The organism is Streptomyces sp. NPDC048254, from assembly GCF_043201895.1.
Taxonomy (GTDB): domain Bacteria; phylum Actinomycetota; class Actinomycetes; order Streptomycetales; family Streptomycetaceae; genus Streptomyces.
Genome location: NZ_JBICZJ010000020.1, coordinates 37,283 through 55,314 on the forward strand (window position 1 = coordinate 37,283; position 18,032 = coordinate 55,314).

Genomic DNA, 18,032 nt, shown 5'->3' on the forward strand with positions numbered 1-18,032 from the left:
CGACGGCTGAAGACGCTACGTAGGCTGGCCCGGATGGACGCCCGCATGGCACGAGGTTGTGCCGCCCGGCAGCTTGTGGCGGTTGGCCGCGACCAGTCTGTAGACGCCGTGGGAGAGCCACCGGACGGGGACCGTGAGGAGCAGACCGCCGAGGATGTGCCACCCTCGGCCCGCGCTCAGCAGGGCTTTGGCAAGGGCTCGGGAGCCGCCGTACACCGTGCCCGTCGGGGTGACCCACAGCACCTCGCGCCGTGCCCGCCGCTCCGTGACACCGAGTGCGTCGAGGTCGCTGAACTGCCAGGCCCTGACGGTGCACTTGGGCTTGATACGACGCTTGAGGAACCGCACCGAACCGGCGCAGAAACCGCAGTCGCCGTCGTAGACGAGCAGGGGGAGGTGCTGGAGTCGCCTCTCGGTGCGGTGGGAGAGGCTCATCGGACGTTCACGCCCCTTCCAGGCATTGCCCACCCCTAGAACGTCCGTGTCGCTCGCGGATCCGCCGCACCAGCCCTGCGGACCGGCCGTCGGCCCAGATGAGGAGGGCTGTGGGCAGGAAGACCGAGTCGCTGACGATCATGGCGAGCGACAAGAAAGGGATGCCCAGGATGACCGCGATCCCGACGTGTTCGAGGATCATGACTGCCAGCAGCACGTTCTTGACCCTGCGGTACATGAGTGTGAAGGGGAACGAGATCTGCATGATGACTGTGCCGTAGCACAGCAGGAAGACCAGCAGCATGTTCGCCGAGACGAGGTCGGTCAGCCACGGCCAGGGACGGAAGAGATCCAGGCGCATCGCGTAGTAGACGGCGCTTCCGTCCTGCCACTTCGTCCCTTGACTCTTGTACAGGCCCGCTGAGGCGTAGATGAAGCAGACTTGAGCGGCGATGACCAGCATCGCGCAGTTGTGCAGCATGGCGGCGCCGGAGTCCAGCAGCGAGCGCATCGCGTGCCGATGGGCCCACCGGCCCAGGGCGAACCACAGGCCCTGGAGGCTCCACATCACCCAGAAGACCCCGAGCCAGCCGTCCCAGTGGACGCATGAAGCCCACAGCAGCGGCGGGCCGAGCGTGAGCCACAGCGCCGCCCCGGCCCGGTCTCGTCGTGCGTCGCCGACCTGCGGTCCACGGCGGCGCGTGTCTAGCGACCAGACCTGGCCACAGCGGGTGAAGGCCAAGTAGACCGCCATGATGCGGATGATGTCGTCACCGGCGTCGCCTGCGAAAGGACTTCGGTTCTCGATCGCGAGCACTCCCACGAGGAAGAGCACCGATGTGGCGCGGGTGCGCCAACCCAGCATGAGCAGTACGGCAGCTGCGATCGCCCCGTGGTAGACGAGTTCGAACCACCACCGGCCACCCGACCATGTGAGCACGGTGAACGCGTGTGTGTCGGCGGTAAGGGTCCTGGTCATGGCCAGCGACCAGGGGTTGTGGTCACCGAACAGCACGCGGCGGTTCGGCCACTCCCGGAGCAGGTAGCAGGTGAAGAAGAAGCCGTATCCGATCCGGATGACAGCGGCCTGGTACGGGGAGTGGGTACGGACGGCGAAAGCGATGAATCGCGACAGATGTCCGACGACACGGTCGCGCAGGGCGCCCAGAGCGGCAGGGGGCGCCGTTGTCAACGGCTGTGACGCCGGGGCCGATGGGGGACGGGGGGCGGTGACGCCGTCCGCGGGAGGTTGGGGCGCCGGAACGACGACCGTCGCCGCATTGCGGTTTTCGTACACGTCACAGCTCCTTGTAGAACTTTTCCTCGACCGGCCACCATGGCAGGACCCTGTAGGCCGTCGTGTCCGGCGCCTTCTCCCCTGTCCACTTCGGAGGGGCAACATCATTGGTACGGCTGGCGAGTTGGATACGGATGATCCGCTCGCCGTTCCACTGGCGGCCGAAACGCTGAAGCGTAATCCGCGTCAGGTATTCGGTGGACAGTGCGCTGCGCATGCCGTTCGTAGGCTTGTCCTTCAGATCGTGCGTTTGCGTATAAAAATCCCAGGACCGGCGCAGCACATTTTGGTCCAGATGACTGGGAACCGGATTGTGCTTCATGGCATTCAGATGCGGGAAGGAAAGATTTTCCCAGTCCCAGACATGTCGGACGCCGTCACGCCCCAGCGTCTGGACCCGTGCACCGACCGACATATTCTGGGCCAGCGGGTTGGGTGCAAACATCTGCCAGTTCTGACCGAATTCCGGATAGATATAACCGTTGATCGCCTTTTGGTATCTGTTCGTCACGGAGTTAGCCGGTGCGAGAGTCAGGAAAACCATGCCGAGGTGCCACAACACCGCGCCGAGCAGAACGGTGGCCGTAGCCGTCAATGCAGCCAGAGATGTCGTGAGCCGAATGTGGGTGGCGGTATCTCGCCCGGCTCCTTCGGCAGGGGGTGCGCCGTCGGCGGCATCCGTGTCGGGAAGGGTGGACGGTTCGACGCACCCCGTTGCCGAGCCGGCTGCCGCGGACGCCCTGGGCGGGCCCACCCACGTGTCGGAGCTTCTGGGCGGCGCGGAGTCGCCCGTTGTCTTCGTGAACTGCTCCATCATGATCCTCGTGATCTGCCGTCTCACCGGCACGCGCAACGGCAGAGAGCCGTGCGCCGCTTCGGCGCCTCGCGTACGGCGGGCGCCCCGGCGCCGCCCGTCAGGGCGACGCCGGAATTCCCTGCCCCTTGTTGGCGCCCCTACATAATTGGGCCGCAGCTTCGGCAGCAGTGGGATGCCGTGACGCAGGGGTCGACGTGCATCAGGCGATCTTGTCAGCCGTTGCCGTTGTTCCCGTTGTTCCCGTTGTTCCCGTTGTTCCCGTTGTTGGCATTGTTCGGGTTGTTGGCGTTGTTCCCGTTGTTCCCGTTGTTGCCGTTGTTCCCGTTGTTGGCGTTGGTCGGGTTGTTCGTGCCGTTGGAGCCACCGATGAGGCCCACGGGAATCAGCGTGATTGTCGGGTTGAACGTCGCGTTCTGGGTGCAGTACCCGAAGGTGCCGCCCTTGCAGTTGTGGTCCAGGTTCAGGGACGTGGAGCCGCTCCCGTGGTCCGCACCCTCGCCGCCATAACCGAGGATGTGACCGGTGGCAGTGATTACTCGGTGAGCGGGTAGAACGGACGGATTGGCGAGTGCCACGCCCCCCAAAGACAGGGCGCCGGTCACGAGCCCTACAACGAGGCCCCGGAAAGCCTTCATCAGTGAACTACCTTTCTCTGTGGTGGATCAGAAGACTGTATGGATCCTTCAGCCTTTCGGTATGGCAGAGGTAGCGAAACACGCAGGGGAGGGTGACCCAAACGACGTAATAGCACTCGGATCTTCACCCGCTCGGGCTTATACCAACCCCTTTTGAAACGGTTGGCTCCGGTCAATGGCGACGCCACGTTGACTTCAGTTCCTATACGCGCAATTTGCGTGACCTTGCCGCTCGTTCGGCAACACAGGGCGTTGCGGTGTGCCGTCGAGCTGCACCATCCGCTCGGTTTCACGACCTGGAGCACCTCGCCGGCACCGCGTGCCCCTCGCCTGCCCATGCGTCAGAGCGACTCGGTTTGGCAAGGCTTCGGGCGCGTCCCAAAGGTCGGTGGAGCAGCTTTGAAGTGGCTCCGTAAAGCCGTGGAGCCGACCGCCCAGCCGCGACTACCCTTTCTCTGAGGTCAGGTGGCTGATTGCTGTGCGCGCGGCACGGGCGCCGGCCGGGCTGGAGCGGGGCGGAGACAGATAGGAGCGCAGGCTCGGCCAGGGGCCGGGCCGCGCGCGGTGAGCGGAGCGAGCCGCCTTGAACCAGTAGAGATAGTTGTAACTCTCAGCCGGGCTGGGCCTGAAGTCCTGTGCACTCTGCGAGTCGGTGCCACCGTTCAGCGCTGATGGCAACCCTGACGGCAACGACGCCACCCAGAGGCCGTCGACCACGACCACCAGCGATCAGCCGGGACGAGGGCAGAGCCCCCGCCCAACCGCCTGCCCGATCCTACGGATCAGAAGGTTGCAGGTTCGAATCCTGCCGAGTGCACACAGAGTGAAGGCCCCGGATCAGTCCGGGGCTCTTGTTGTTTCCGGGGGCGTACGGCGGCGAAGTGAAAGGCCCTGGTCCGAACTCCTGCGACCACACGGACGGATGGACGGCAGCCGGTGGGTCAGCCGTGCTGGTGTTGGACGGACCCGGGCGGTGTCCTGCTCATGTACCAACCCTCGACACGAGGCCCGACGAGCTCTGACGGCCAGCCCGCTGTCTCGACGGCGGCGTCGTGGACGGCGTCACCGAACGCCATGATGACCTGGTGCGGGTCCGCTGTCTCCCTGAGCCTGGCCCACGGCAGACGAACCAGGCCGGCGTCGGGATGCCATGCGGCACCCTCAACGCCCCAGGACCGGTCTCCGTCCGGCGGGGGCCAGATGTACGCGTACATGCCGACGTCCGGCGCCTTGGCGTCCCCGAAGGAGAATCCCACCGACACGTACGTGTCGCGCTGGGCGTTCTGCAGGAAGGGCGGCTGGTGGGGCGTCGGCACGGCGGTCCCCGCACGGTAACGCGTGGCGGACAGGGCGACGCCCCACATCACGCCGACCCGGGGGCGGTATCCCAGGAAGGGGGCCTGCCACGCCTCGAGCCCGTCAGCGGCAAGGTCCAGCGCCGTCCAGATCAGCCGGGCGGCGTGGTCGTCCCAGACGCGTTCGACGCGATCGTCCTCGAAGCGCGGCGGTGCATCCGGAATCTCGCATATCAACGAGCTGCGCGGTGGGTGTATGCCGGGCCCGTCCGCGGCATCGCAGAAAGACGTATAGAACGTGGCGCCTGATCCCTTGGGCAAGGGCACCGTCCGCGAGCCGTTGTCGGCCTCGATGGCCACGTCACCGTCGAGCAGGTTGTAGTGCACCGCGAACGTCGTGGCTCGCTGCCGAAGCGCCGACGTTCAGCCCACGAGGGGTGACATCGAGGACGGTGTTTCCCCAGCCGGCTTCGAACGGTTCGTCGAGGGTGTACTTGCCCGCGACCTGTACCACCCGGTTCAGCTAGTCGACCATCGGCGCCAGGTCCGCTCGGACCAGCGTCGGCCACGCATTGAGACGGTCGCTCACGGAGAGCCTCCCATCGCGGCGACGGGCGAGCCTCGGACGCGGAACCGCGATCCACCTACCGATTGTCACACGCAGGTCAGCGTCTCGGCGGACGGTGCGCCCGGCAGCCGCCCGGAACCAAGGCGGCAAGAGCAGGTCAACGAGGCTTCGGCGCCCGTGCCACGAGGCGTTGCCCCAAAGCGTTGACGGCGCGACGAAATGACCGGAATGCAATGATTGGAACTACCGACTGATCCCTCGATGATCTCGAGGAGCGACAGGTGGATGCGTCGGACGAACTCCTGCGAAGGGCTGAACCGTCGGCTCTGCTGTATCCCGACGGCATCGTCCGCTCCCTGAACACGGCGATGGCCACGTCGCTCGACAGGCCGGCGGAGCAGTGTGTGGGCCGGTACGCGTGGGAGCTGGTGCCCGAAAGCCAGCGCCCTGTGGTCGAGCGCATGGTGACCCACGCGAGCAGGCAGCGGCTGGCGATGCGGGTGCTGGACCTTCCCAGTCCCGACGGAGCATCTCTGGCCTTCCTCGTCGAGGCGCGGCCGGTGACCACCGACGGGGGCGAGCAGCTCGTCTGGCTGCACTCCCTGAACGTGCAGAAGGACCTCGGCAGCCTGCTGATGCCGTTCCGGCTGTCGGCGAGGGCCGCCGGCCTCGGCCTGTGCATCTACCACCCCGAGGTGCAGGAGCTCGAATGGCTGGGAGGCGCGGCCGACGTGGGCGCGCTGTTCCCGGAGGCCTCGGTGTCCCTGCCCTGGGTGGTCCGGCACGTCCACCCCGACGATCGGGACTCCCTGCGACGGCTCCTGGCGGCGGAGGCTCCCCAGCGCACCTGGACCAAACTGCGGTTCCACACCGACCACGGCGACCGGTACGAGCTGGCCTGCCAGACCCGCAGGGTCCGGCTGGGGTACGACGGTCCCGAGCAGGTCTTCGGGATGATCCGCGACGACACCAAGCACGAGGCCCGCCGCAAGGAGATGCTGGCCAGGCTGGGGGCCGAGCGGCGCCGCGCCGGCGAGATCGCCGAATTCTCCTCCGCCCTCATCCGCACCGCCTCCGAGCAGGAGCTTCAGCAGGTCGTTCTGACCCGGCTCGCCGCGACCTTCGGCGGTACCAGCGCGGCACTCGCGCTCGTCGACCACGGGCACCTCTCCGTCTCCTCGGACGGCGGGTTCCCCTCGTGGCACGCCGACGAGGTGCGCAGCATGGACCTGGACGAGCGGCAGCCGCTGACCCAGGTGATCCGCACGGGCAAGCCGCAGTTCATCGCCGATCGGAAGGAGCTTCTGCGCTGCTGGCCGCACGTGTGCGCGGCGCCCCCGGAGCGGGGCGGCCCCGACGTCGCCATATCGATCACCCCCCTCGGCCCCGCCGGCGACCACCCCCTCGGGGCCTGGGTGGTGACCTACGAAAGCGGGCACCGCCCGTCCCTGGACGAGACCGCGTTCACGCTCACCCTGGCCGAGCTGGCCGGCCAGGCACTGGTGCGCATCAGATCCCAGCAGGCCCGCGTCGAGCTGGCCACGGCGGTCCAGCGCACCATGCTGCCGAAGCTGCCCGAGCACCTGCCGGGCCTGCGGGTCGCTGCCCGCTACCGGCCCAGCGGTTCCGGGCTCGACATCGGCGGAGACTGGTACGACGCCTTCCTGATGCCGGACGGCACGGTTGTCCTGGAGATCGGCGACGCCCAGGGGCACGACGTGGACGCGGCCGCCTTCATGGGGCAGGTGCGCGGCTCCATGCGCGCGATCGCCGCCCACGAGCCGGACCCCGGAACCGTGCTGAGGAACGCCAACCAGCTGCTCGTCGCGATGGACGCACCACGGTTCGCCAGCTGCAGCATGCTGCGCATCGACTCGGGCAGCGGACAGGTCACCGGCGCCAGTGCCGGCCATGTGCCCCTGCTGTGCGCCCACGACGACGGCAGCCATGACGTACGCCGGCTGTCGGGCGGTCCGCTCCTGGGCATCCTGCCGGACGCCGACTACCCGCAGGAGACCTTCACCCTGGACAAGGACACCGCGCTGGTCATGGTCACCGACGGCGTGGTCGAAGGGCCGGACCTCACACTGGACGCCGGGCTCGAGCAGACCGGAACACTGGCCGCCCAGGCCCTCCACGACGGACTGAGCCCCGAGGAGACAGCCGGCCGGATCCTCGATGCCGCCATCGCCTCGAACAACCCCGACGACATCGCCGTGCTGATCGTTCGACGCGCGTGACGCGCCCCCTGCCCGCCCGATCGGCATGGACGGCTGTGCGGAACCCCTGACCGGCATGCCCTGAGCCGAACGCGGGGCGAACAGGCGAGTGAGGCGGCCCCGGCTCGATCGAGGTTCTGACGGCACAGCGTCTCGAAACACCAGGTCAGCGGTCTGGCGTGAGAGTTCACGAATGGATCTGTGCCGACGGCCACAGCAAACGGGCCGCGCGTAGGCTCATACTGAGCCATGACAAAGCCTGCGGCACCGAAGCGTCACCTGCCTACCAGCCCCTTCAAAGCCCCGGTCGCACCAGCTCCCAAGCACTTCGCGATGGGCGATCAGGTCACCCATGATGTGTACGGCCTCGGCCGGGTCATCGGCATCGAAGAGGGAACCGCGGCGCTCGTGGACTTCGGTTCGGCGCAAATGCGGATCCTGAGCCCGTACGCCAAGATGACCAAGCTGTAGGACCGCCGTGCCCGGTCGCGGCACGCCAGGCCCCGTCAGGGACCTGTAACGAAAGGCAGACTTCTCATCGACTCGACGTCGCTGTTCTCCGCCCTGGAAGGGCAACCCCGCCGTTCCACCGCTGTATCGCCGCCTCCGACCACAAAGCCCTTCCAGGCCCCGGACTTCGGAGAAGACGAGATCTCCTGGTCCGAGGGGTCCGAGGACGCACAGGAGCCCGCCTCTGACACGCGTACGGCGCGGCCCGAGGCTGCCTAGCGGTCGGTTGGACGGATGACCGCTGAGTGTCGCGGCGCCGCGGTGCCGCCAGGAGTGCGGGCGTCTGGTCGCCCCGGAAGGGCGTGACGGAGCCGGCGCCCGTTACCGCCCCCAACGTCCTCAGCTTGGGCAACCGACAGCAAAGGCCCCGGTTCGGTCCGGGGCCTTTGGCGTTTCGGGGCGGGGTGGCCCCGAGGGGCCAGGGATTACGAGGGGTTGCCGGGCCGGACCGTGAGGTAGGTCCACCGGGTCCAGGTGCTGCCGGTCTGGGCGCCCTTGGCCGGCGGGGTGTAGTGGGCGCGGATGCGGTAGCGGTCGTTGCTCGTGAAGAGCTTGAGAGACCGGCCGTAGCCGTACCAGCCGTCGGCGTACAGGGGGACGCAGCTCTTCGAGGTGACCTGGTGCCAGGACCCCGAGTGGTAGTGCTCGACGAACACCGAGGTGCAGCCGCCGTCCTGACGGGGCGTGACCTGGACGTTGAAGCCCATGTTGACTTCGGACTTGTAGAAGACCTGGTAGGTGGTGGAGCCGATGCCGGTGGTCGAGAGCGGCCACTGCGTCTGCGTCCGGGTCGTCGGTGTGACGGTCGCGGTGGTGGTCACCGTACGCGGTGCGTAGCGGTAGTCCCCCGTGAAGGCGGTGCTGAGGACGGCGTTGCGGGTGATCTTGTAAGAGGCGACGAGGTTCCCGTGCGCATCGGTCTTGCCGCTCTTGAGCTGTGTCCGGGGCTTGCCCGCGGGCTGGTCGTAGAGCGTCACGGTGCGGGAGTTGTACGTGGTCCCCAGATGCGCGGTGGGGGCCGGGGGGCGTGGCGACGGCGGCGGATCCGTGGGCCGCCGTGCACGGCTCCGGCTCACGCCGTGGCGAGGACGCGGGTGCGCTCGCGGCCGCGGAGTGTCTGGCCGCGTACGACGATGATGCCCAGGCGGATGACGACCTCGCTGACGGCCATGAGGACCAGGGCGGCGACCCATGCCTGTTCGCCGGTGATGTCATGGGTGGCGGAGAAGTGGGCTATGCGGGTCTCGTCGGAGGGGTGGGAGGTCCAGATCGCGAAGCCCAGGCGGAAGCCCATGCTGAGTACCCACAGGGCCGCCGCGCCCAGGGTCGCCTTGACCCGGACGTGCCCGTCCGCGAAGCGGACCCGGGTGAGCAGGCCGCCGGCCACGCCGCAGGCGATGCCTGTTCCGGCGAACGCCGCGATGAGGGAGAGGTCGTTGCCCGCTGTCGGGATCTCGTGCAGGTAGCTGGTCGCCACCCAGGTGATCAGGCCCAGGGGCAGCAGCAGCCTGAAGGCCGTCAGCCGCTCCTCCCGCATCTGCTTGATGACCACGAGGATGAGTGCCACATCGATGATCCAGTCGGAAATCGTCATGCCCCGACTATCCGGTTCCGACCCCGTCCGGCACGTGGACCCATGGGTGGAAGCGGGGTGGAAAACGGGTGGATGCGGCTGCTCTACCCGGGGGAGGACTCAGCCCGGATCCGTAGCGTCGCCGCAGTGGGCGGAGTCCTTGGAGCCGTTGCGGTTCAGTCGTTCCAGGTATTCGTGGGCCAGCTCCGTCGCGCGGGTGAACCAGTCGGTGAGGGTGGCCAGTTCGTCGGGGGTGTAGTCGGCGAACAGGTCCGTGAGGCGTGCGTAGTGGCCGGCGTACACGGCCTCGACGCGGGTGACCGCGTCCGGGACCGCGGCCACGCGGACCCGGCGGCGGTCGTCGGGGTCGGGGCGCCTTGTGACGTAGCCCGCGCGTTCCAGGCGGTTGAGGATGCCCGTCACCGCGCCCGTCGTCACATGGGCGCGGGCGGCCAGGTCGCCCGCCGTCAGCAGGTCCTCGCCCGCCTCCAGGACGAAGCCGAAGCAGGTGAGGTCCGTGACGCTGAGCCCGAGCCGCCGGGCCAGCTCCTGCTGGCCGATCACATGGGCCGCGATGAGGTGGTCCATCGCGGACCGGGCCCGGGCGGGGTCCGCGGGCGGTCGCGGCTTGCCGTGCATGGTCGTTCCCGATTCCTTGAAGGGTTCGAGGTCCCTGGAGATGCGTCGATCCTCGGAGATTCGCCGAATCCCTTAGCACGTGAGAGATGTAGGGGGTAAATTCCTTAGCCCGTGAGGGATTCTAGTCGTCCTCGCGTCGGATGTTGTGTTTCTGCTGCCAGTGAAGTTTCCGCTGCCTAGGAAGGGGAGGCGGGTACGTGAGTCAGCACGACGAAGGTCACACGGTCGCCGGGTGGACGGGTACCGCGATCGCGACGGTCGGAAGCGGCCTGCTGGGGCTGGGGGTGTGCGCCGTCTCGGTACCGGCCCTGGTCGGAGGGGCCGCGGTGAGTGCCGTGAGCGTCCTGGTCACCTGGTATCTGCATCTCGCCGGCTGGGGCAAGCCGCCCGGCCCCCGGCCCCGGACGCAGTGGCCGCTAGGGGCCCGGGACACCAGCGCCCGCGACGGCCACCCCGGATGTGTGTCGTGCCGGCTGGCGGGCCGGGGACGACGTACCGGGTCCGTGCTGGAGCCGGTGACCACCACGGGTGATGCCGAGCCGGTGACCGCCCGGACCGGCGGCTGACCAGGAGCCGGTACCCCGCCTCCACGTCGGCCGCTCCCTTCCGCCACAGCCACCGGAACCTGAGTATCAGCATCAATGTCAGTGCCGCCCTCTACGCTCGCGAGTGATGGCACAGGTGTGGAAATGCTCGGGGCTGCGGTGGTCGGACGACGGGCCCGTGCTGGTGTGGAGCGGCGGGCGGCGCAGTGTGCTCGGGCCGGGGAGGCGCGTCGCCTTCAGGACCGACGGAGCTGTGCGGGAGTGCGTGGGAGCGCGTGGGCATCCCTGCGCGGTACGCGCGCCCGTGTCCGGGCGCAGTACCGGCGCGCGCTGCGAGGAATGTGCCCGGCTGGACCGGGCGCACTCCGTGGCAGCCGACGGCATCGCCGATGATCCCCGGCCGTACCACGTGTATCTGGCGTGGTTCGGGCCCGGCATGGTCAAGGTCGGGATCACCGCCGTCGAGCGCGGTCCGGCGCGGCTGCTGGAGCAGGGGGCCGTGTGCTTCACCTGGCTGGGCGCCGGGCCGTTGATGGCCGCGCGGCGGGCCGAGGAGTTGTTGCGGGCCGCGCTCAAGGTGCCCGACCGGATTCCCTACGGCCACAAGCGCGTCGTACGGGCCGCCCTACCGGGCAGCGACACCGAGCGGGCCGCCGAGGTCGTCGTCCTGCACGCGCGGGCCCTGGCGCTCGGGGCCTGGCCCGAGGCGCTCGTTCCCGAGCCCTGCCAAGTCGTCGACCACGTGCGGGTGTTCGGGCTTGACGGGGTGCCCGCCGCCGTCGGAGAGGTGGCCGAGCTGGTCCCGGGTGGCGTGGTGAGCGGTGAGCTCGTCGCGGCCGCCGGGCCGGATCTGCATCTCGCCACCCGGCGCGGGGTCGTCGTCCTGGACACGCGCTTGCTGCCGGGGTGGGAACTGGCCGCCGCCGGAGCGGGGGAGGAGGGTGAACTCGGCGTACCCGTGCGGGAGTTCACCGCACCCCAGGAGGGTCTGTTCTGACCCGTGCCGGCCACCCGGGAAGGAACCCCCGGGACGGACCTGCCGAGATCCGCCCGAAGCCACCCGACAGGCGCCCGGCCGGCCACCCCGGTACGCTCTCATCAGCGGTTCATCGGGCTTTCATCAGCGGGCCGGGGCGCACACCGGACGTACATGATCCGCACAGCCCGCAGGCGGGCGCGGTCACGAGTTCGTGCGCAGGTGATGGGATTCCCAGGCGTTCCCTGAGAGGCGCCTGTGTGTTTCTTAGGGAAATCACAGATTAGTGAAAGCGTGTTCTCAGAGGACCCCGACAAGGTGTCCATCATGACCACGACCTCGCCCCAGGGGCGCACCGAACTGCTGAGGCCGGACGGGAGCCCCGTCCGAGTGCTTGTGGTGGACGACGAGCTGTCGATCACCGAACTCCTGTCCATGGCCCTGCGTTACGAGGGCTGGCAGATCCGGAGTGCGGGTGACGGCACGGGTGCCATCCAGACCGCCCGGGAGTTCCGGCCCGACGCCGTCGTCCTCGACATGATGCTGCCCGACATGGACGGCCTCACCGTTCTCGGTCGCCTGCGGCGCGAGCTGCCCGACGTGCCGGTGCTGTTCCTCACCGCGAAGGACGCCGTCGAGGACCGGATCGCCGGTCTCACCGCGGGCGGCGACGACTACGTCACCAAACCCTTCAGCCTCGAAGAGGTCGTGGCGCGGCTGCGCGGGCTGATCCGCCGCTCCGGTGCCGCCGACCGGCGGTCGGACTCGGTGCTCGTCGTCGGTGACCTCACCCTGGACGAGGACAGCCACGAGGTCTCGCGGGCCGGGGAGGGCATCCACCTCACCGCCACCGAGTTCGAGCTGCTGCGCTTCCTGATGCGCAACCCGCGGCGCGTGCTCAGCAAGGCCCAGATCCTGGACCGGGTGTGGTCGTACGACTTCGGCGGGCAGGCCAATGTGGTCGAGCTCTACATCTCTTACCTGCGCAGGAAGATAGACGCCGGCCGGGAGCCGATGATCCACACCCGGCGTGGGGCCGGTTACCTGATCAAGCCCGCCGCGTCATGAGCGGGCGACGACGGCCGCGTGCGCAGAAGCGACGAGCAGCACAGCCGCGCACCCTGCGGACCCGGCTCGTCGTCGTGTCCGTGACCCTGATCGCCGTGGTCTGCGCGGTGATCGGGACCGTCACCACGCTCGTGCTGCGGGACCACCTGTACGGGCAGCTGAACAGCAACCTGCGCGAGGTCGCGCTGCGCGCGGCCGGCGGGCCCGTGGGCGGCTTCGACGGCAAGGGCAGCCCCCTGGCCGGCAACGCCAACAAGCTCAAGCCGAGCCAGCCGAAGACCCTCGGCGACTTCGTCACCCAGGGGCCGCAGCCGCAGAAGACCATCGCGGCCCAGGTCGAGAACGGGTCGATCACCAGCGGCAAGGTCGGTACCAAGGAGAACAACTCCGCCGGCTACACCCAGATGACCCCCGACGACCTCACCGGGGCCCAGACCAAGGCGCTCGGTTCCGTCGCCCAGGACGAGCGGCCGCACACGGTCGACATCCCGGGCCTCGGCACGTACCAGGCCCAGTACGTCAAGGGCAACAACGGCACCTTCTACGTCGGCATCCCGACCTCCGACGTGGATGGCACGATCAACACCCTGATCATCGTCGAGATCAGCCTCACCCTCTCCGGCCTGATCGCCGCCTCCCTCGCCGGCACCGTCATGGTCGGCGTGGCCACGCGTCCGCTCCGCAGGGTCGCCAACACCGCCACCCGCGTCTCCGAACTCCCCCTGCACACCGGCGAGGTCAACCTCAGCGAGCGGGTCCCGGAGTCGGAGTGCGACCCGCACACCGAGGTCGGCCAGGTCGGCTCCGCGCTCAACCGCATGCTCAACCACGTGCACGGCGCCCTGCACGCCCGCCAGCAGAGCGAGATGCGGGTACGGCAGTTCGTCGCCGACGCCAGCCATGAGCTGCGCACCCCGCTCGCCTCCATCCGCGGCTACGCCGAGCTGACCCGGCGCGGCCGGGAGGAGGTCGGGCCCGACACCCGGCACGCCCTCGGCCGTATCGAGTCCGAGGCCGGCCGGATGACCCTTCTCGTCGAGGACCTGCTGCTGCTCGCCCGGCTGGACGCCGGCCGTCCGCTGCAGTTCGAGCACACCGACCTGATCCCGCTCGTCGTCGACACCATCAGCGACTCGCGCGCGGCCGGCATGGACCACAACTGGCGCCTTGACCTGCCCGACGAGCCGGCCCTGGTGGCCGCCGACGCGGCCCGTGTCCAGCAGGTGCTGGTCAACCTGCTGGGCAACGCGCGCAAGCACACCCCGCCGGGGACCACCATCACCGCCCGTATCCAGCGGCGCGGACCGTGGATGTGCGTGGACGTCGAGGACAACGGACAGGGCATTCCGCCGGACCTGCTGCCGCACGTCTTCGAGCGGTTCGCGCGCGGCGACTCCGCGCGGTCGCGGTCCACCGGGTCCACCGGCCTGGGGCTCGCCATCGTGCAGGCCGTCGCCTCCGCGCACGGCGGTGCCGTCACTGTGGACAGCGTTCCTGGCAGCACGGTGTTCACGCTGTATCTGCCCGCGCTTGCCCCGGCGGCCCCGCAGCCGGCCCCCGAAACGAATTGGCAATCGCACTCACAGGCACAGCACAGTGCCACCACATGGGTGCAACAGGGCGCTTGACCAGAGTCGTTCCCATGCGAACCGACTCTTCTCCCGGCACCCTGCCGGCGCGGGAGCACCTCCCGGCCGGAGACGCCGGTACGCCTGTCCTGGACGTAGTGATCCCCGTCTACAACGAGGAGAAGGACCTCGGCCCATGCGTCGTCAGACTGCATGACCACCTCAAGCGCACCTTCCCGTACGCGTTCCGCATCACCATCGCGGACAACGCGTCCACGGACACCACCCCCCAGGTGGCGCAGCGGCTCGAGGCGGAGCTGGCCGAGGTCAAGTCGTTCCGGCTGGAGCAGAAGGGCCGCGGCCGTGCGCTGCGGACCGTCTGGTCGGCCTCGGACGCGCCGATCCTCGCGTACATGGACGTGGACCTGTCGACCGACCTGAACGCGCTGCTGCCGCTGGTGGCGCCGCTCATCTCCGGCCACTCCGACCTGGCGATCGGTTCCCGGCTGGCCCGCTCGTCGCGCGTGGTGCGCGGTGCCAAGCGGGAGTTCATCAGCCGCTCGTACAACCTGATCCTGCGCGGCTCGCTGCAGGCCCGCTTCTCGGACGCGCAGTGCGGCTTCAAGGCGATCCGGCGCGATGTCGCGCAGGTGCTGCTGCCGATGGTCGAGGACACCGGCTGGTTCTTCGACACCGAGATGCTGGTGATCGCCGAGCGCGCGGGCCTGCGCATCCACGAGGTGCCGGTCGACTGGGTCGACGACCCGAACTCGACCGTGCACATCGTGAAGACGGCCACCGACGACCTCAAGGGCGTGTGGCGGGTCGGCAAGGCGCTGGCCACCGGTTCGTTGCCGCTGGACCGGGTCGCCCGCCCGTTCGGCGACGACCCGCGCGACCGCGACATCCAGGACGTGCCGAAGGGCCTGGCCCGCCAGCTCGTCGGCTTCTGCGTGGTCGGCGCCCTGTCGACCCTCTTCTACCTGGTGCTCTACAGCCTCTTCCGGCAGCTCTCCGGCTCGCAGATCGCCAACGCGCTCGCGCTGCTGGTGTCGGCCGTGGCCAACACGGCCGCCAACCGGCGCCTGACCTTCGGGGTGCGCGGCCGGGGCGGGGCGGTCCGGCACCAGGCGCAGGGCCTGGTCGTCTTCGGTATCGGCCTGGCGCTGACCAGCGGTTCGCTCGCCGCCCTGAACGCGGCGAGCAGCGACCCCGCGCACTCCACCGAGCTGGCGGTGCTGGTCGCCGCCAACCTCGCCGCGACCGTCCTGCGCTTCCTGCTCTTCCGCGCCTGGGTCTTCCCGGACCGCGACGGCGGTCGGCAGGACTCCTCCACGGTGGTGGCCACGCACACCCCGTCGTCGCCGACGTACACCACGGCCTCCGGCGGATACCAGCAGCAGGGCCCGCTGCCGCAGCGCCCGCCGCACCAGCCCTACGCCCAGGGCTCCGCCACGACCACCCAACTCCGCGCCGGCGAAGCCGCGGACGGCACCTGGAGGGACGCCACCATGCAGTTGCAGCCGGTGCGCCCCCATGACACCGATCCGGGGGATCCCCGATGAGCAGCACCCACACCGACCGTCCGACCCAGTGGGGCCCGGCCCCCGAGGCTCCCCCGGCCCCCCGCCAGACGCCGGACGTCCCGGCCGCGCCGGTGCCGCAGGCGGACTCGGGCGAGCCCAAGCAGCCCTTCGCCCGCAGACTCTGGCGCGGCCGCCCCGAGGACCCCAGCTGGGCGCGCCCGGCCTTCCTCGGCCTGCTGCTCGTCACCGCGGTGCTCTACTTCTACAACCTGAGCGTCAACGGCTACTCCAACTCCTTCTACTCGGCCGCCGTCCAGGCCGGCACCAAGAGCTGGAAGGCGATGTTCTTCGGCTCGCTGGACGCGGGCAACGCGATCACCGTCGACAAGCCCTCGGCGTTCATGTGGCCGATGGAGATCGCGGCCCGGATCTTCGGCCTGAACTCCTGGACGATCCTCGGCCCCGAGGTCCTCATGGGCGTCGGCACGGTCGCGGTCGTCTACGCCTCCGTGCGCCGCCGCTTCAGCCCCGCCGCCGGTCTGATCGCGGGCGCCGTGCTCGCGCTCACCCCCGTCGCGGCGCTGATGTTCCGGTTCAACAACCCGGACGCGATGCTGGCCCTCCTGATGGCGCTGGCCTGCTACTTCGTCGTCCGCGCCGTCGAGGACGGCAAGACGAAGTGGCTGGTGTGGGCGGGCGTGGCGATCGGCTTCGCCTTCCTCGCCAAGACCCTGCAGGCCTTCCTGATCCTGCCGGCGCTGGCCTTCGTGTACGCGGCCGTCGGCCCGCACACGCTGAGGAAGCGGATCGGCCAGCTGGCCCTCGCGACCGGCGCGCTGATCGTCTCCGCCGGCTGGTGGGTCGCGATCGTCGAGCTGTGGCCGGCCTCCTCCCGCCCCTACATCGGCGGTTCGCAGGACAACAGCTTCCTGTCGCTGACCTTCGGCTACAACGGCCTCGGCCGCCTCAGCGGCGACGAGACCGGCAGCGTCGGCGGCGGTGGCGGTGGCACCGGCACCGGGCAGTGGGGTGCCACCGGCTGGGACCGGATGTTCAACTCCGAGATCGGCAGCCAGATCTCCTGGCTGATCCCGGCCGCGCTGATCCTGCTGGCCGCGGGCCTGGTGGCGACGCGCAAGCTGCGGCGGACCTCGGTGACCCGGGCCTCGTTCCTGGTCTGGGGCGGCTCGCTGCTGATCACCATGGTGGTCTTCAGCTACATGGCCGGCATCTTCCACCAGTACTACACGGTCGCCCTCGCCCCCTACATCGCCGCCGTGGTCGGCATGGGTGCCGGGCTGCTGTGGGAGAAGCGCGCCGAGCTGTGGGCGTCGATCACCCTCGCCGCCGCCGTGGTCTCGGCCGCGGTCTGGGGCTACGTCCTCCTCAACCGCACCTCCACCTACCTGCCCTGGCTGAAGTGGCTGGTCCTGATCGGCGGTCTGGCCGCCGCGCTCGGCCTGATCTTCGCGGGCCGAATCAGCCGCCAACTCGCCCTCGGGGCGGCCGCGGTGGGCCTGGTGGCAGCGCTGGCGGGCCCGACGGCGTACACCCTCAGCACGGTGAGCTCCGCGCACACCGGCTCCATCCCGACGGCGGGCCCGGCGGGCGCGAGCATGATGGGCTTCGGCGGCCGTGGCGGCATGGGCGGCGGCCGTGGCGGCATGGGCGGCGGTGGCTTCGGCCAGGGCGGCCAGAACCAGCAGGGCGGCAACGGCAGTACCCAGAACCAGCAGGGCCAGAACGGCACCGGCGGTTTCCCGGGCGGCGGCACCGGCGGCTTCGGCGGCGGCACCGGCGGCGGTATGCCGGGCCAGAACCAGCAGGGCCAGGGCCAGAACGGGAACGGAAGCACGCAGAACGGCAACGGCTTCCCGGGCGGCGGCGGGATGGGCGAAGGCGGCGGCATGGGCGGCGGCGGTGGCGTCGGCGGCCTGCTGAACGGCGCGACCGTCACCTCCGAGGCCAAGAAGCTGCTGGAGAAGGACGCCTCGAAGTACACCTGGGTGGCGGCGGCCATCGGCGCCCAGAACGCGGCGAGCTACCAGCTGGCCACCGACGACTCGGTGATGGCGATCGGCGGCTTCAACGGCACCGACCCGTCCCCGACGCTGGCCCAGTTCAAGGAGTACGTGGCGGACGGCAAGATCCACTACTTCATCTCCTCCGGCACCGGCGGCGGCATGGGCGGCAGCAGCAGCGGCACGTCCTCGCAGATCACCTCGTGGGTCGAGAAGAACTTCAAGAAGGTGACGGTCGGTTCGTCCACCTTCTACGACCTCACGCAGCAGGCGAGCAGCAGCTGACGGTTGCCCGATCTGCGGCAGGGCGGTGGCTTCGGCCACCGCCCTTTGCCATGTG

16 protein-coding genes are annotated in these 18,032 nt (G+C 69.4%); 8 read left to right on the forward strand and 8 right to left on the reverse strand.

The genetic code is table 11. From position 1 onward, the window contains the following. Positions 1-15: 15 nt before the first annotated feature. The 5 genes from ACGFZQ_RS40615 to ACGFZQ_RS40635 form a co-directional block, all read right to left on the reverse strand. Positions 16-435, reverse strand: a complete 420-nt coding sequence (locus ACGFZQ_RS40615) for a thiol-disulfide oxidoreductase DCC family protein (protein WP_393844643.1) — start codon at positions 433-435, stop codon at positions 16-18. A gap of 7 nt (positions 436-442) precedes the next feature. Continuing rightward, positions 443-1,732, reverse strand: a complete 1,290-nt coding sequence (locus ACGFZQ_RS40620) for an HTTM domain-containing protein (protein ID WP_393844644.1) — start codon at positions 1,730-1,732, stop codon at positions 443-445. A gap of 1 nt (position 1,733) precedes the next feature. Then, positions 1,734-2,549 carry a DUF5819 family protein gene (locus ACGFZQ_RS40625; protein ID WP_393844645.1) on the reverse strand — a complete coding sequence of 272 codons (816 nt, stop codon included), beginning with the start codon at positions 2,547-2,549 and terminating at the stop codon, positions 1,734-1,736. Between the two features lie 212 nt (positions 2,550-2,761). Continuing rightward, on the reverse strand, positions 2,762-3,124 hold the full coding sequence (locus tag ACGFZQ_RS40630) for a hypothetical protein (protein WP_393844646.1): 363 nt from the start codon (positions 3,122-3,124) through the stop codon (positions 2,762-2,764). 1,001 nt (positions 3,125-4,125) lie between these two features. Next, entirely contained in the window at positions 4,126-4,866 is a 741-nt protein-coding gene (locus ACGFZQ_RS40635; protein ID WP_393844647.1) for a DUF5996 family protein, read from the reverse strand. Positions 4,867-5,328: 462 nt separating this feature from the next. On the opposite strand from ACGFZQ_RS40635, the gene ACGFZQ_RS40640 reads away from it, so the two are divergent. Then, a complete protein-coding gene (locus tag ACGFZQ_RS40640; RefSeq protein ID WP_393844648.1) occupies positions 5,329-7,287 on the forward strand; it encodes a SpoIIE family protein phosphatase in 1,959 nt (652 codons plus the stop codon). Positions 7,288-7,515: 228 nt separating this feature from the next. Continuing rightward, entirely contained in the window at positions 7,516-7,737 is a 222-nt protein-coding gene (locus ACGFZQ_RS40645; protein WP_351695681.1) for a hypothetical protein, read from the forward strand. A gap of 464 nt (positions 7,738-8,201) precedes the next feature. On the opposite strand, the gene ACGFZQ_RS40650 is transcribed toward ACGFZQ_RS40645, so the two are convergent. The 3 genes from ACGFZQ_RS40650 to ACGFZQ_RS40660 form a co-directional block, all read right to left on the reverse strand. Next, positions 8,202-8,753, reverse strand: coding sequence for a hypothetical protein (locus ACGFZQ_RS40650; RefSeq protein ID WP_393844649.1), 552 nt, complete (start codon positions 8,751-8,753; stop codon positions 8,202-8,204). A gap of 95 nt (positions 8,754-8,848) precedes the next feature. Continuing rightward, the gene (locus ACGFZQ_RS40655) at positions 8,849-9,370 is read right to left on the reverse strand and encodes a hypothetical protein (RefSeq protein ID WP_393844650.1); all 522 of its coding nucleotides are present in this window, start codon (positions 9,368-9,370) and stop codon (positions 8,849-8,851) included. Positions 9,371-9,469: 99 nt separating this feature from the next. Further along, entirely contained in the window at positions 9,470-9,988 is a 519-nt protein-coding gene (locus tag ACGFZQ_RS40660) for a MarR family winged helix-turn-helix transcriptional regulator (protein WP_393844651.1), read from the reverse strand. 197 nt (positions 9,989-10,185) lie between these two features. Here ACGFZQ_RS40660 and ACGFZQ_RS40665 point away from each other — a divergent pair, with 197 nt between their 5' ends. The 6 genes from ACGFZQ_RS40665 (at position 10,186) to ACGFZQ_RS40690 (ending at position 17,977) form a co-directional block, all read left to right on the forward strand. Beyond that, positions 10,186-10,554 carry an HGxxPAAW family protein gene (locus tag ACGFZQ_RS40665; RefSeq protein WP_393844652.1) on the forward strand — a complete coding sequence of 123 codons (369 nt, stop codon included), beginning with the start codon at positions 10,186-10,188 and terminating at the stop codon, positions 10,552-10,554. 106 nt (positions 10,555-10,660) lie between these two features. After that, the gene (locus ACGFZQ_RS40670) at positions 10,661-11,530 is read left to right on the forward strand and encodes a DUF2797 domain-containing protein (protein ID WP_393844653.1); all 870 of its coding nucleotides are present in this window, start codon (positions 10,661-10,663) and stop codon (positions 11,528-11,530) included. A gap of 306 nt (positions 11,531-11,836) precedes the next feature. Next, complete coding sequence (locus ACGFZQ_RS40675; protein ID WP_026179246.1) at positions 11,837-12,577, forward strand: response regulator transcription factor; 741 nt, start codon at positions 11,837-11,839, stop codon at positions 12,575-12,577. Further along, positions 12,574-14,205: an ATP-binding protein gene (locus ACGFZQ_RS40680; protein WP_393844654.1), complete on the forward strand. Its 1,632-nt coding sequence runs from the start codon at positions 12,574-12,576 to the stop codon at positions 14,203-14,205. The genes ACGFZQ_RS40675 and ACGFZQ_RS40680 overlap by 4 nt, the downstream gene beginning before the upstream one ends. Positions 14,206-14,219: 14 nt before the next feature. Beyond that, complete coding sequence (locus ACGFZQ_RS40685) at positions 14,220-15,710, forward strand: glycosyltransferase (protein WP_393844655.1); 1,491 nt, start codon at positions 14,220-14,222, stop codon at positions 15,708-15,710. Next, entirely contained in the window at positions 15,707-17,977 is a 2,271-nt protein-coding gene (locus ACGFZQ_RS40690; protein WP_393844656.1) for a glycosyltransferase family 39 protein, read from the forward strand. The genes ACGFZQ_RS40685 and ACGFZQ_RS40690 overlap by 4 nt, the downstream gene beginning before the upstream one ends. Positions 17,978-18,032: the final 55 nt, after the last annotated feature.

Coding starts and splice junctions, on each gene's coding strand:
- ACGFZQ_RS40615 (WP_393844643.1), bottom strand. CDS start 435: ATGAGCCTCTCCCACCGCACCGAGAGGCGACTCCAGCACCTCCCCCTG.
- ACGFZQ_RS40625 (WP_393844645.1), bottom strand. CDS start 2,549: ATGATGGAGCAGTTCACGAAGACAACGGGCGACTCCGCGCCGCCCAGA.
- ACGFZQ_RS40645 (WP_351695681.1), top strand. CDS start 7,516: ATGACAAAGCCTGCGGCACCGAAGCGTCACCTGCCTACCAGCCCCTTC.
- ACGFZQ_RS40655 (WP_393844650.1), bottom strand. CDS start 9,370: ATGACGATTTCCGACTGGATCATCGATGTGGCACTCATCCTCGTGGTC.
- ACGFZQ_RS40660 (WP_393844651.1), bottom strand. CDS start 9,988: ATGCACGGCAAGCCGCGACCGCCCGCGGACCCCGCCCGGGCCCGGTCC.
- ACGFZQ_RS40670 (WP_393844653.1), top strand. CDS start 10,661: ATGGCACAGGTGTGGAAATGCTCGGGGCTGCGGTGGTCGGACGACGGG.
- ACGFZQ_RS40675 (WP_026179246.1), top strand. CDS start 11,837: ATGACCACGACCTCGCCCCAGGGGCGCACCGAACTGCTGAGGCCGGAC.
- ACGFZQ_RS40680 (WP_393844654.1), top strand. CDS start 12,574: ATGAGCGGGCGACGACGGCCGCGTGCGCAGAAGCGACGAGCAGCACAG.
- ACGFZQ_RS40685 (WP_393844655.1), top strand. CDS start 14,220: ATGCGAACCGACTCTTCTCCCGGCACCCTGCCGGCGCGGGAGCACCTC.
- ACGFZQ_RS40690 (WP_393844656.1), top strand. CDS start 15,707: ATGAGCAGCACCCACACCGACCGTCCGACCCAGTGGGGCCCGGCCCCC.